Origin of the sequence: Streptomyces sp. R35, assembly GCF_041053035.1 — a bacterium.
Taxonomy (GTDB): Bacteria; Actinomycetota; Actinomycetes; order Streptomycetales; family Streptomycetaceae; genus Streptomyces; species Streptomyces lutosisoli.
The window spans coordinates 9,727,341-9,740,947 of the sequence record NZ_CP163440.1 but is presented as its reverse complement, the minus strand read 5'-3'; the positions used below and the strand labels follow the sequence as shown (position 1 = coordinate 9,740,947).

The 13,607-nt window shown below is 68.9% G+C and carries 8 protein-coding genes; 5 read left to right on the top strand and 3 right to left on the bottom strand.

Annotation, left to right across the window (positions count from 1 at the left end; translation table 11 throughout):
* Positions 1-61: 61 nt before the first annotated feature.
* Genes AB5J50_RS43735 through AB5J50_RS43725 form a run of 3 tightly spaced genes read right to left on the bottom strand, consistent with a single transcriptional unit; the run spans position 62 to position 3,764 of the window.
* Complete coding sequence (locus AB5J50_RS43735) at positions 62-1,099, bottom strand: ABC transporter permease (protein ID WP_369264136.1); 1,038 nt, start codon at positions 1,097-1,099, stop codon at positions 62-64.
* Complete coding sequence (locus tag AB5J50_RS43730) at positions 1,092-2,654, bottom strand: sugar ABC transporter ATP-binding protein (protein ID WP_369264135.1); 1,563 nt, start codon at positions 2,652-2,654, stop codon at positions 1,092-1,094. The genes AB5J50_RS43735 and AB5J50_RS43730 overlap by 8 nt, the downstream gene beginning before the upstream one ends.
* Before the next feature lie 45 nt (positions 2,655-2,699).
* Entirely contained in the window at positions 2,700-3,764 is a 1,065-nt protein-coding gene (locus tag AB5J50_RS43725; RefSeq protein ID WP_369264134.1) for a sugar ABC transporter substrate-binding protein, read from the bottom strand.
* Positions 3,765-4,188: 424 nt separating this feature from the next.
* Between AB5J50_RS43725 and AB5J50_RS43720 the strand changes: the two genes are divergently transcribed.
* The 5 genes from AB5J50_RS43720 to AB5J50_RS43700 all read left to right on the top strand — a co-directional run bounded on the left by AB5J50_RS43720 (position 4,189) and on the right by AB5J50_RS43700 (position 13,542).
* Positions 4,189-6,420, top strand: coding sequence for an alpha-L-fucosidase (locus tag AB5J50_RS43720; RefSeq protein ID WP_369264133.1), 2,232 nt, complete (start codon positions 4,189-4,191; stop codon positions 6,418-6,420).
* Positions 6,421-6,504: 84 nt separating this feature from the next.
* The gene (locus AB5J50_RS43715; protein ID WP_369265676.1) at positions 6,505-8,058 is read left to right on the top strand and encodes an RICIN domain-containing protein; all 1,554 of its coding nucleotides are present in this window, start codon (positions 6,505-6,507) and stop codon (positions 8,056-8,058) included.
* 168 nt (positions 8,059-8,226) lie between these two features.
* A complete protein-coding gene (locus AB5J50_RS43710; RefSeq protein ID WP_369264132.1) occupies positions 8,227-9,333 on the top strand; it encodes a ricin-type beta-trefoil lectin domain protein in 1,107 nt (368 codons plus the stop codon).
* Between the two features lie 514 nt (positions 9,334-9,847).
* Positions 9,848-11,983, top strand: a complete 2,136-nt coding sequence (locus AB5J50_RS43705) for an alpha-galactosidase (RefSeq protein ID WP_369265674.1) — start codon at positions 9,848-9,850, stop codon at positions 11,981-11,983.
* A 44-nt stretch (positions 11,984-12,027) separates the two neighbouring features.
* On the top strand, positions 12,028-13,542 hold the full coding sequence (locus AB5J50_RS43700) for a glycoside hydrolase family 43 protein (protein ID WP_369264131.1): 1,515 nt from the start codon (positions 12,028-12,030) through the stop codon (positions 13,540-13,542).
* The last annotated feature ends 65 nt before the right edge of the window (positions 13,543-13,607 follow it).

The window sequence follows — 13,607 nt, the reverse complement described above, 5'->3', positions numbered from 1 at the left end:
GCCCCGCTGCGACGGAAGGGTGAGGCGGCTGTGGGAGGTCCAGCGGCGACGGCCGCGCGGGTCACTCCTGGACCTTGCCGCCCGTGATGCGCGAGATGGCGAGGGCGACCAGGATGATCAGACCGTTGAGGGCGCCGATCCACTGCGCGGGGACGCCGCCCAGGGTGAGCACGTTCTGGATCATGAAGAGCAGCAGGATGCCGCAGAACGCCCCGAACATGGTGCCCTTGCCGCCGTTGAGGCTGATCCCGCCGATGACGGCGGCGGCGAAGACGGTGAAGATGTAGCCGTTGCCCTGGCCCGAGGCGACGGAGGCCAGCCGTCCGGAGAGCATCAGCCCAGCGAGGGCGGCGAGCACGCTGCCGGTGACGATGACGATCCACAGCACCCGGTCGGTGCGGATGCCGGCCGCCTTCGCCGCGTCGACGTTGCCGCCGATGGCGTACAGCGAGCGGCCGAAGCTGGTCCAGCCGAGGACGACGATGGCGACGGCGAACAGGACCAGGCAGATCCAGATGGAGGCCGGCATCCCGAACCATTCGGCGGTGCCCAGGTAGAGCATCGACTCAGGCAGTTGGAAGAAGGTCTGGCCGCCGGAGATGCCCGTGAGGACACCGCGCAGCACGATCAGCATGCCCAGGGTGACGATGAAGCCGTTGAGACCGAAGCGGATGATCAGCAGGGCGTTGATCACGCCGACCAGCGCGCCCACGGCGAGCGTGACCGGGATCGACCAGGCACCGGGCAGCAGCCCGAGACCGTGTCCCGCGCCGGTCGGCACCACCAGCCAGGCCGCTACACCGGGCGCGAGGCCCATCGTGGACTCAAGGGACAGGTCCATCTTCTTGACGATCAGGATCATCGTCTGGGCGAGGACCAGCAGGGCCATCTCGGACATGGTCTGCAGGACGTTGATGAGGTTGTCGGCCTGCAGGAAGACCGGGTTGACGATCTGGCCGACGATCGCGATGACCACGATGGCAGGGACGAGGGCGAGATCGCGCAGGCGTGCCAGGGGTATCCGGCCGCCGAGCAGCGTGGTCCGCTTCGCTTCCGTTTCCGTGGGGGCGGCGGTGTCCGCGAGGACGGTTTCAGGCATTGAGGTCCACTCCTTCCATCGCGGCCACGAGGTCGTGGTCGTGCCAGCCGCGGGCGATCTCTGAGGTCACACGGCCCTGGAACATCACCAGGACCCGGTCGCACATGCGCAGATCGTCGAGTTCGTCGGAGGCGATGAGCACTCCGGTGCCGGTGTCCGCGGTCTCCTCGACCTTGCCGAGGAGGAACTCCTTGGAGCGCACGTCCACGCCCGCGGTCGGGTTGATCAGGACCAGCAGACGCGGGTCGTTCGCCAGGGCTCGGGCCATGACGACCTTCTGCTGATTGCCTCCGGACAGCGAGGAGACGGGCAGTTCGGGACCGGGGGTCTTGATCGCCAGGTACTCGATCATGCCCTCGGCGAGCCGGTCCCGGCGGCTGCGGCTCAGGAACCCGTTCGAGCCGAGGCGTTTCGGTACGGACAGTGTGGCGTTGTCCGCGATGGACATGTCGGGCACGAAGCCCTGGTGGTGCCGGTCCTGCGGGACGAACCCGGCACCGGCGGCGAGCGCCGCGGGCACACTGCCCGGCCGGGGCCGCCGCCCGGCGATCTCCACCTCGCCCGCCGCTGCCGCCCGAAGCCCTACGACGGTCTCGGCGACCTCGGTACGTCCGCTGCCGGCGGCGCCCGCGAGGCCGACGATCTCACCGGCCCCGACCTGGAAGCTGACGTCGTCGTACGCGTCGCCTCGCAGCGCACGGACGTTCAGTGCGGCCGTGGCGCCGGGGGTGAGGGTGCTCGCCCGTTCCCCTTGCCGGTCGGCCGCCGCCTCACCGGTCATCGCGGCGACCAGATCGGCGCGAGGGAGTTCCGCCACCGGCGCCGTGACGATGTGCCGGGCGTCGCGGAAGACCGTCACCATGTCGCAGATCTCGTAGATCTCCTGGAGATGGTGGCTGATGAACAGGAAGGTCACGCCCTGGCGTTGCAGGTCGCGGATGCGGTCGAAGAGGCGATTGATGGCTGCCCCGTCGAGCTGGGCGGTCGGCTCGTCGAGGATGATGAACCGCGCCCCGAAGGACAGCGCGCGGGCGATCTCGACGAACTGCCGCTGCTCGACGCTCAGTTCGCCCGCCGGGGTGTGCGGGTCGACGTCCACCGACCAGGTCGACAGGAGTTCCTGTGCGCGGTGACGGGTGGCCTGCCAGCTGATGAGCCGGTTTCGTCCGTGGTCGTGCCGGTTCAGGAAGAGGTTCTCGGCGACGGTCAGCGTGGGGATGATCGTGGACTTCTGGTAGACGCAGGCCACGCGTTGCCGCCAGGCGTCCCGGTCGCTGGGCCGGGGGGCAGGCTCGCCGCCGAAGGTGACCGTTCCCTCGTCGGGGACCTGGAGACCGGTGAGAATCGACACCAGGGTCGACTTGCCCGCCCCGTTGCGGCCGACGAGCGCGTGGGTCTCGCCGGGCCTGATGGTGATCCGGGCGCCGTGCAGGGCCACCGTCGGACCGAATCGTTTGACTATGCCCGTCGCCTCGACGACGGGCGGGCCCGCCGGGACCCGTCCGTCGTCCGCCGGGGCGGGCACGGGGGTGACCGCTCGCTCCCCGTCGCTCATCTCAACCGCCTTGTTCTCGTGAGCCGTTGCATGCCGGAGGAGGGATCAGCCGAGGTTGTTGCCCCACAGCGACTTGTCGTCGCTCTTGACACTGGGCACGCCGCCGTAGGCGCCGCCGTCGGCGGTGACGAGCGGGGCGGAGAGCTGGTCCTCCAGCACGCCGTCGCGGACCTTGATGATGGTGCTGTCGTGGTCGGTCTTGCCGGGCTTGAACGTCTTGCCGTCGATCGCGGCCTTGAGGTAGTAGAGGGCGTACTTGGCGTAGAGGTCGGCAGGCTGGGAGACCGTGGCGTCGATCTTCCCGGCGGCGATGGACTTGAGCTCCTCGGGGATGCCGTCGTTGGACACCACGAAGACGTGCTTCTTGTCCTTCGGGTCGACCAACAGGCCCTTCTGCTTGAGGACTTGGAGCGTGCCGGACAGGGCGAAGCTGGCCTCCATGTAGACACCCTTGATGTCCGGGTGGGCGGTCAGGTCGGTCTGCAGCTTCTGCGCGGCGACGGCCCCGTCCCAGTTGGTGGCCTCACCGAACACCTTGATGCCGGGGTAGTTCTCCTTCATGCAGTCGTTGAACGCCTCGGTGCGGTCACGGCCGTTGATGGAGTCGAGACCGCCCTCCAGCATGACGACCTTGCCCTTGCCGTCGAGCTTGGTGCCGAGGTACTGACACGCCTTCTCGCCGTAGGCCCGGTTGTCGGCGCGGACGACCATGTAGACATTGCCGGTGTCGGGACGGGTGTCCACGGTGACGACCGGGATCTTCTTCGCCTCCATCTGCGCCAGGGTCGGCGCGATGGCGGCGGTGTCCTGTGGGGCCATCGCGATGCCCTTGACGCCCTGGCTGATGAACGTCTGTGCGTTGGCGGTCAGTTTGGCGACGTCGTTCTGCGAGTTTGTGGTCTTGAGCGAGAGGCCGAGCTTCTTGCCGTACTCCGGCGTGTACTTGATGTACGAGTTCCAGAAGTCGGTGTCGGAGCGCGGGTAGTCGACGCCGACCAACGGCGCGTCACCCGCCGACGCCGACGGGGTGGAGCCGCTGCCGCACGCGCTGAGCAGCGCCAGTGCGGACAGGGCGGAGACGGCGGAACAGAGGGCGGTTCTCAGTCTCATCGGTGCTTCCTCGCGCCGGTCCCGTAGTGGGAGATATTTCGCTTCGACGACATCCGTGTATCGCCGCGCAGTAGAGATGGGATGTTTATAGAGCGACTTCCGGCCACCTGTCCAGCCCTCTGCACAAGTCACGATGAAATCCCAGCTCGTAGACGTCCCCGAGCACAGGAGAGGCACTCACGGGAGGAGCATCCATCCCATCAATCGCCGTCCCTTGATGGCTCACGGCTAGCCATGAGGCACTGCAAGACATGGCATGTTTACGTGATCGCAATAGACTCCAGATCGAGACAAATCAGTCAACTCACCCGAAGCATTGGGCACTTTCATCCCTGCACGCTGGTTGACATCCCATGGCGGCATGGCCGACCTTCATGCGTGGCCCTGCATTCCCCCTGTCCCCTCACGCATCAGGGATGTGTCCATGTCGAGCTCGATCAACAGACGCCAGTTCCTGGCCTCCGCAACCTGCGTGGCCACGGCGGCCGTTGCCGGAGGTGTGTTCAGTGCCGGCGTCGCCCGGGCGGCGCCCAGCACGTACACGCCCGACTGGAACTCGGTCGACCAGCACCCGCCCGCCCCGGAGTGGTTCCAGGACGCGAAGTTCGGGATCTACTTCCACTGGGGTGTCTTCAGCGTCCCCGCCTACGACAACGAGTGGTACCCGCGCAGCATGTACCAGGCCGGGAGCAACGCGAACCAGCACCACATCGCCACCTATGGCCAGCCCTCGGCATGGCCGTACCACAACTTCATCAACGGAGCGAAGGACCTGGCGGGCAACACCGTGAAGTTCGCGCCGAGGCTGAAGTCGGCCGGCGGGAAGTTCGACCCCGACGAGTGGGTGCAGCTGTTCGTCGACGCCGGCGCCAGGTTCGCCGGCCCGGTCGCCGAGCACCATGACGGTTTCTCCATGTGGGACAGCCAGGTCAACGAGTGGAACTCGGTGGACAAGGGCCCGGGACTGAACCTGCTGCGGCTGTTCTCCACGGCCATCCGCGCCAAGGGCCTGAAGCTACTGGTGGCCATGCACCACGCGTACCACTTCAACGGCTTCTACGAATTCGTCCCCGCCCAGACGGACCCCAGCCTCAAGAAGCTCTACGGGCAGCTGGGTTCATCCGCGGAGAACCAGCTCTGGTACGACAAGCTCAAAGAGGTCATCGACCGCGCCCAACCCGACATCCTGTGGCAGGACTTCAGGATGGACGCCGTCGACGAGACACAGCGCCTGAACTTCCTGGCGTACTACTACAACCAAGCAAACGGCTGGGGCCGTGAAGTCGTCGCCACCTACAAGGACGGCATGAACGGCAAGGGCGAGGTCTTCGACTACGAGCGTGGTGGTCCGGCCGACCTCACCACCCCGTACTGGCTGACCGACGACAGCATCTCCAGCTCCAGTTGGTGCTACACCCAGGGCATCGGCTACTACACCATCCAGCAGATGCTGCACTCGTTCATCGACCGGGTCAGCAAGAACGGCAACGTGCTGCTGAACATCGCGCCGATGGCCGACGGCACCATCCCGCAGGCGCAGAAGGACATCCTGCTCGGTATCGGAGACCACCTGAAGCGCTTCGGCGAGTCGGTGTACGCGACCCGCGCCTGGACGGCGTACGGCGAAGGCCCGACGAAGATGGGCGGCGGTGCGTTCACCACCCCGCACGCCGGCACGCCCCAGGACATCCGCTTCACCCGCAACAAGGCCGACAACGTCCTGTACGCCACCGTCCTGGGCTGGCCCGGCAGCTCCCTGACGATCAAGACCCTCGGCTCGGACCGGATCAACCTCTCCTCGCTCACCTCGGTGAAGCTTCTCGGGAACACCGCCGGCACCTACATCGACCTGCCCACGCCGGCCCAGAACGCCGCCGGCCTCACCGTCACCCTGCCGTCCTCGGCGCCGTACAGCGCGGGCGCCTACGTCCTGAAGCTCACCTTCTCCGGCACGATCCCCGGCCTGCGGCCGCTCGCCGGCGCCATCGCCTTCACGGACGTCAACTACACCGGCAACGCCGCCGTGTTCACCGTCGGCGACTACACCGCGGCCGACCTGACCTCGGCCGGACCGGGCCCGCGCACCCTCTCCTCCCTCCGTCCGGCCCCCGGCTACCAGGTGATCGGCTACTCCGGAGACAACTTCACCGGCACCTCCTGGACCTTCACCGCCGAAAACCCCGACCTGCGCGTCACCGGCAACAACGACCAGATCACCTCGCTGAAGGTCCAGTTCAACCCGGCCACGTACTTCCGGATCACCAACGTCACCAACGGACTCGCCCTGGACAGCGGCGGCAACGTCGCCTCCGGCTCCAACCTCAAGCAGTGGACCTGGGACGGCAGTTCGAACCTGCAGTGGCATGCGGAGGCTGTCGGAGGCGGCTACTACAGGCTGGTCAACCGCACGAACGGCATGGTCGCCGACGGCTGGGGTGCCACCGCCGACGGCTCCGCAGCCAGACAGGCCGCCTGGAACGGTGGCACCAACCAGCAGTGGACGATCACCCACCGCGGCGGCGACCACTATTCGATCGCCAACCGCACCACCGGCCTGGTCCTCGACGGCGGCGGCAACGTCGACTCGGGTTCCATGGCCAAGCAGTGGACCTACGGCAGCAGCACCAACCTGCTGTGGACCTTCACCGCGCTGTAGCCGGTAGAGCCCGCTGCCGCTGACGTGGCGGCGCACATCCGTCGTATGGCGAAGGGGACACGAATGCAGACAGGTGGCATGCATATGACATTAGGCGCGTCGTGGTGGGGCCGCGGGAGGCGTACGGGAGTGCTCACCGCGGTGACCGCCTTACTGGCGGCGCTGCTGACCGGACTTGGCGCCGCCGGGACGGCGCAGGCGGCCACGGTGGATACGAACGCGTCGTACGTGCTGGTCAACCGGGGCAGCGGCAAGGTGCTGGACGTGGCGGGCGCGAGCACCGCCGACGGGGCGGGTCTCACGCAGTGGACGCGCCATGACGGTGCCAACCAGCGGTTCCAGTTCGTCGACTCGGGTGGCGGTTACTACCGGCTGAGGGCGCAGCACTCCGGCAAGGTGCTGGACGTGCTCAACTACTCCACCGCCGACCACGCGGACATCGCGCAGTGGAGCGACGCGGGCGGTACCAACCAGCAGTTCCGGCTGGCCGACTCGCCGGACGGTTACGTCCGGTTGATCAACCGCAACAGCGGCAAGGCCGTCGAGGTCGACAACGCCTCCACCGCGGACGGCGCCAAGGTCGTGCAGTACACCGACTGGGGCGGGGCCAACCAGCAGTGGCAACTGGTCCGCGCGACAGGAGTGCTGGCACAGGTGCACACCGCGGGGCGGGTCAAGGACGCCGGAAACACCGTGCAGTACAGCTGGCCCGGCGTGTACTTCGAGGGCCGCGTCAGCGGCACCGGCGTGGGCATCGTGCTGGGCGACTCGGCCGCCGACTACGACGTCCAGATCGACGGAGCCACCGTCGCCACGCTCGTCACGCCCGGCAACACCACGCACTGGATCAACGGCCTGTCGAACAGCACGCACACCGTCCGGCTCGTCAAGCGCAACGACACCCCGGGGGACACCAGCACCTTCGGAGGCTTCGTCGCCGCGCCCGGCGGTGCCGTACTGAGCAAACCGGCCGCCCGCAACCGCCAGATCGAGTTCATCGGCGACTCCCTCACGGTGGGCTACGGCAACCTCTCGACCTCCCGCACCTGCACCTGGGACCAGGCCAAGCGGAACACCAACTCCGACGTGAGCTACGGCGCCCTCACCGCCCGGCAACTGAACGCCGACTACCAGATCAACGGTTACTCGGGCCTTGGCATGGTGCGCAACTACAACGGAGGCTCGCCGGACGTCACGTACCGGACCTTCTACGACCGTGCCCTGCTGAACGTGTCGGGCGACGTCTGGCAGAACCCGGGCACCTGGCGCCCCCAGGTGGTGGTGATCAACCTCGGCACCAACGACTTCTCGACCGCCATCAACCCCGGTGAGCCATGGACGCCGGACAGCCTCGCGGCCACCTACCGCAGCGCCTACGGCGACTTCATCCAGAAGCTGCGCACGCGCTACGGGGCCGACACGACCATCGTGGCAGTAGGCGCCGGCCAGTACGCCGGCCATGTCCAGCAGGTGGTCAAGGCGCGCAACGACGCCGGCGACAGCCGGGTCCGCTACTGGTCCCTGGACGACTCGGGCCTGGACTTCCTCGGCTGCGACTGGCACTACTCGGCCCATGACGACCGACTGATCGCCGACCGGCTCACCTCGTTCATCGCCGGTCTGCCGACAGGCTGGTGACGGCACCGACCGCCCAGGGACACCACAGGTCCGGCCACGAACGCAGTTCTGACGGTACGTCAGGTAGCCGTACGACGCCAACGGGACGGCACCTCGGCCGAGTTGCTGACTCGAACGACGATTCAGCCCCGTTGATTCAGCACTCACTCGTCATGAGAGGACGCCTGCATGAGAAAGTCCTGGCCTCTATCCCTCATCACTCTCGTCACTGCCGCGCTCGGGGTGACCGCGGCTGCTGTGCCCCCTGCCTCCGCCGCCTCGGCCACGCCCTTACGGGTCATGCCGTTGGGCGACTCGATCACCTGGGGTGAGGGAAGCAGTACGGGCAACGGCTACCGGGGTCCGTTGTGGGACAAGCTTGCGGCGGACGGCCATCCGCTGGACTTCGTCGGCACGTTGCGGGGCGGTTCGATGTCCGACCCCGACAACGAAGGCCACTCCGGATACCGCATCGACCAGATCGCCGCACTCGCCGATGCCTCGCTGACCCGCTACCGGCCCAACGTCGTGACGCTGGAGATCGGCACCAACGACCTCAACGGGAACTACCAACCCTCCACCGCCACCGCCAGGCTGAAGTCGCTGGTCGACCAGATCACCGCCGCCGTCCCCGACGCAACCGTCCTCGTGGCCTCCCTGGTCGTGTCCACCAGCGGCACGGTGGAGCAGTACCGTGCCGCGTACAACCAGGCCATCCCCCAGATCGTGAGCGAGGCACACGCCGCGGGCAAGCACGTCGCATACGTGGACATGAGCAGCCTGACCACGGCCGACCTGGCCGACACCCTGCATCCCAACGACAGGGGCTACCAGAAGATGGCAGACGCCTTCCACCGCGGCATCCAGGCCGCGGACAGCGCCGGCTGGCTGAAGAACCCCGCACCCGCCCCCGCACGCGTGCAGTCCGGCATCGCCGGCAAGTGCCTGGATGTCAACGGCGCCAACACCGCCGACGGCACCGCCGTCCAGATCTGGGGCTGCAGCGACAGCGCCAACCAGCTCTGGTCCGCCTACACCGACGGCACCCTGCGCTCCCTGGGCAAGTGCCTCGACGCCGCCGACGGAGGCACCGCCAACGGCACCAAGGTGCACATCTGGGCCTGCCACGGGGGCGCCAACCAGGTCTGGCAGCCCTACAACGGCGGCTACCGCAACCCCGCCTCCGGCCGTTGCCTCGACGATCCGGGCTTCTCCACGGCCGACGGCACGCAGCTCCAGTTGTGGGACTGCAACGGCGGCTCCAACCAGAAATGGACCACTCTGACGGCCGGATGACCCCCGCTCCCGGGACCCGAACCCTCGCCGCGCTCCGGTCCCGGGAGAACATCGGTGGCGGGCACCGCCAGGAAAGCCGGGTCAGTGGCGGAAAGGACGCCGAGCGCACAGCGCACACCCCTCGGAAGCCGAGTGTGGAGCTGACTCTGACGGATGACTTGTCGAAGCGCTTCGAAGCTGTCATTCTCCCTGACGGACTGCCAATAGACCAGCAGCAGAAAGTGCCTTGCTGGTAGAAGCCCTTGTTTCACATGAGATTTGTCCGTTAACTTGCGGCAAGAGGTGAAGCGCTTCGACAACCGCCGCAAGAAGGCCGTCGGCCTGCCGGCCGGTGTCGAAAGCCGTCACCCGACACACACCCGACGGCCGCCACTGGCAGGTCCTGCTCCACCACATCCCCGAGGCCGTGCCCTTGCCGGACCCCGCCCACGACCTGCTCACCGATGCCCTCGCGCACGAACTACCGCCCGGCGGTGCGCGGTTCTGCGCGGGCACTGACCTAGAAAGGGCCTCCATGACCAAGGAACAAGGAGCTTTCCACTGGGGGCATGAGGCCCTTCACCTCGAGATCGTCCTCGATGACGACGGCAGCCCGCGCCTCACGTACCTCGGACTGCCCGGCGAAGCGCGGAGACTCCCCGGTGCGTCCCTGCCCTTGGTGGAGGTGACGGCCGCGGGTCACGGCCGTGGCTGGTCGGGCAACCACCTCGTGGGCACCGATCTCGGCGGACGTCTGCGCCACCGGACCCACCGCGCGACCCGCGACGGCGACTGGCACACGCTGACCGTGCACCTCCACGATCCGGAGACCGGGCTGGCCGCGGAGGTGACCTACCGATCACCGGACGGCATCCCCGTGCTCCGCAGCGAGGTGACCCTGCGGAACGTTGGGCAGACCACGCTGCACCTGGAGTCGGTCAGCTCGTTCGCGGTGGGCTGCCTCACCCCGCAGGACCCGGCGGCCATCGACGCCGCGGACCTGCTGTGGGCGGAGAACGACTGGCTCGCCGAATGCCGCTGGCAGCGACAGCCGATGCGCCTGACCGCACCGGCCCACAGCGGACGCGTGAGCCACCCGAACCGCAGAGCCGGCTTCGCCCTGAACGGACAGGGCACCTGGTCCAGTTGCGGACGCCTCCCCATGGGCGGCCTGACGGACCGGCGTACCGGCCGCACCTGGGTGTGGCAGATCGAGCACAACGGCGGGGGCTGGCGCTGGGAATGCGGCGAGCAGGACAAGGCGGCCTACGCGGCGCTGTTCGGACCAACCGACACCCACCACGGCTGGCGGCACCCCCTTGAACCCGGCGCCGTCTTCCGCACCGTACCCGCCGCCCTGTCCTTCAGCGACGACGGCGGCCCGGACGAGGCGTTCGCCGCGCTGACCCGCTACCGCCGCGCCCAGCGCCGCCCGCATGCCGACCACCAGCGCCTGCCCGTCATTTTCAACGACTACATGAACTGCCTGATGGGCGACCCCACGACCGAGAAGCTGCTGCCGCACATCGACGCGGCGGCCGACGCGGGCGCGGAGTACTTCGTGATCGACGCCGGCTGGTACGACGGCGAGAACGGCGGCTGGTGGGACAGCGTCGGCGCCTGGGAGCCCGCCGCCTCCCGGTTCCCCGGCACGCGCGGGATCCACGAGGTGCTGGACCGTATCCGGGAGCGCGGCATGGTGCCCGGCCTGTGGCTGGAGCCGGAGGTGATCGGCGTACGCAGCCCCATGGCCAAGTCCCTGCCCGACGAGGCGTTCTTCCGCCGCGACGGCGCCCGCGTCACGGAGGCCGGCCGGCACCACCTGGACCTGCGCCACCCGGCCGCCCGTGCCCACCTGGACCAGGTCGTGGACCGCCTGGCCGGCGAGTGGGGTGTCGGCTACCTCAAGCTCGACCACAACATCGACCCCGGCTCCGGCACCAGCGCCCACCCCGGCGAGACACCGGGCGCCGGCCTGCTCGGCCACAACCGTGCGCACCTCGACTGGCTCGACGGCGTCCTGGACCGCTATCCGCACCTGGTGGTGGAGAACTGCTCCTCGGGCGGCATGCGCTGGGACCATGCCCTGCTGTCCCGGATGCAGCTGCAGTCCACGAGCGATCAGCAGAACCTCCACCTCTACGCGCCCATCGCGGCTTCCGCGCCCACAGCCGTCACCCCCGAACAGGGTGCCGTCTGGGCGTACCCCCAACCGGAGGACTCCCTCGACGAGGTGGCCTTCACGATGGCCAACGCGCTCCTCGGGCGGATCCATCTCTCTGGCCGCATTCCCGAACTCGAGCCGGAGGCCCGCGCCCTGGTCCACGAGGCGGTAGCCGCGTACAAGGCCATCCGCGCGGACCTGCCGCAGGCCGTGCCGTCCTGGCCCCTGGGTCTTCCCGCCTGGGACGACCCCTGGATCGCCCTGGCCCTGCGCACCCCGGCCACCACCTACGTCACCGCCTGGCGCCGCCCCGGAACCGACGCCACGGCGGCGCTTCACCTGCCCCACCTGCGGGACACCGCCGCCCGTGTCGACCTGCTCTACCCCTCGGCCGGCCGGGCCATTTCCGCCTGGCTGCCCGACGCGGCCGAGCTGAGCCTGACCCTGCCCACCGCGCCGTCCGCCGTCCTGCTCCGCATCACCGCCACGGACCGCGGCGCTCCCTGAACCACCTCACACCTGCATCACGAATCGACGAGAGGACCAATCGGGTGCCCCCTCTGCACCAGCCGGACGGACGCTTCGCCAACCCCGTGATCCCCGGCTTCCACCCCGACCCCAGCGTCTGCCGCGTCGGCGACGACTACTACCTGGCCTGCTCCAGCTTCGAGTACTTCCCCGGCGTACCCCTCTTCCACAGCCGCGACCTCGTCCACTGGACGCAGATCGGCAACGCCCTGGACCGGCCCGAGCAGTTGCGCCTGCCGACGGACATGCCGTCCTCCGGCGGGATCTACGCCCCGACCCTGCGCCACCACGACGGCCGCTTCTGGCTGATCGTCACCAACTGCAGTGAGGGCGGCGGCAACCTGATCGTCACGGCCACCGACCCCGCCGGACCGTGGTCGGACCCCATCTGGGCGCCGGGTGTCCCCGGCATCGATCCCGACCTGGTCTGGGACGAGGACGGCACCTGCTGGTGCACGGTCGCCGGGGTCTCGCAGGTCCGTCTCGACCCGTCCACCGGGCAGACGTACGGAACACCGCACAGGCTCTGGTCCGGCGGGCCCGGCGCCAAGGCCCCGGAGGCGCCGCACCTGTACCGGATCGGCGACTACTGGTACCTGCTCATCGCCGAGGGCGGCACCGAGCGCGGCCATGGTGTCTCGATCGCCCGCGGCCGTACGCCCGCGGGCCCGTTCGAGCCGTGCCCGGCCAACCCGATCCTCACCCATCGCGGCACCGACCACCCCGTCCAGAACACCGGGCACGCCGACCTGGTCCAAGGCCCCGACGGCTCCTGGTGGATGGTGCTGCTCGGCGTACGGCCGGGCGGCGGCACGCCGGGCTGGCACGTGCTCGGCCGGGAGACCTTCCTGGCCCCCGTGACCTGGGTGGACGACTGGCCGGTCGTCGGCGAGGTCGCCCTGGACCTGCCCGAGCTCCCGTGGCCGCTCTCCCCCAGCCCTGTCGAGGAGCACCGGGACGACTTCGAGCTCGCCGAACTGCGACCGTCCTGGATCTCCCTGCGGGACCGGCCCGCCGAACACTGCACCACCAAGGAGCGCCCGGGATGGCTGACGCTCCACACGCGGGGCGGCTCCCTGGACGAGCCCGACGTGGTGTTCACCGGCCGCCGCCAGCAGCACCTGTCGTGCCGGGCGCGCACTCTGGTCGATGCCACGGAAGGAGGCGGTGGCCTCGCCGTGCGGCTCGACGAGCGGCACCACTACGAGATCGAGGTGTCCGGCACGCGGGTGCGGGTGGTCACGCGTGTCGGCTCCCTGCGCACGGTCGTGGCCGCACAGTCCGTGCCCGCCGGGCCGGTGGTCCTCGCCGTCACGATCACGCAGCCGCCGTCTCCGCACGGGCCGTGCACGGGACCCGACGTCGTCTCCCTCGGCGTCGAGCAGCCCGACGGCACGTTGACCGAGCTCGCGACCCTCGACGGCCGCTACCTGTCGACCGAGGTCGCCGGCGGCTTCACCGGTCGGGTCATCGGCATGTACGCCGCGGCAGGCACCGTCCACTTCGACTGGTTCGACTACGAGCCCCTCGACGGCTGAACCGGGCCCCTCCCTCTGCATCTCTCTGCATCCCTCCGCCTCCCTCTGCTCACCATGAGCCGACG

What these genes read in the sequence shown, in the direction of transcription:
- AB5J50_RS43710 (WP_369264132.1), top strand. Translation starts at nt 8,227, where the DNA reads ATGAGAAAGTCCTGGCCTCTATCCCTCATCACTCTCGTCACTGCCGCG.
- AB5J50_RS43705 (WP_369265674.1), top strand. Translation starts at nt 9,848, where the DNA reads ATGACCAAGGAACAAGGAGCTTTCCACTGGGGGCATGAGGCCCTTCAC.
- AB5J50_RS43725 (WP_369264134.1), bottom strand. Translation starts at nt 3,764, where the DNA reads ATGAGACTGAGAACCGCCCTCTGTTCCGCCGTCTCCGCCCTGTCCGCA.
- AB5J50_RS43735 (WP_369264136.1), bottom strand. Translation starts at nt 1,099, where the DNA reads ATGCCTGAAACCGTCCTCGCGGACACCGCCGCCCCCACGGAAACGGAA.
- AB5J50_RS43730 (WP_369264135.1), bottom strand. Translation starts at nt 2,654, where the DNA reads ATGAGCGACGGGGAGCGAGCGGTCACCCCCGTGCCCGCCCCGGCGGAC.
- AB5J50_RS43715 (WP_369265676.1), top strand. Translation starts at nt 6,505, where the DNA reads ATGACATTAGGCGCGTCGTGGTGGGGCCGCGGGAGGCGTACGGGAGTG.
- AB5J50_RS43720 (WP_369264133.1), top strand. Translation starts at nt 4,189, where the DNA reads ATGTCGAGCTCGATCAACAGACGCCAGTTCCTGGCCTCCGCAACCTGC.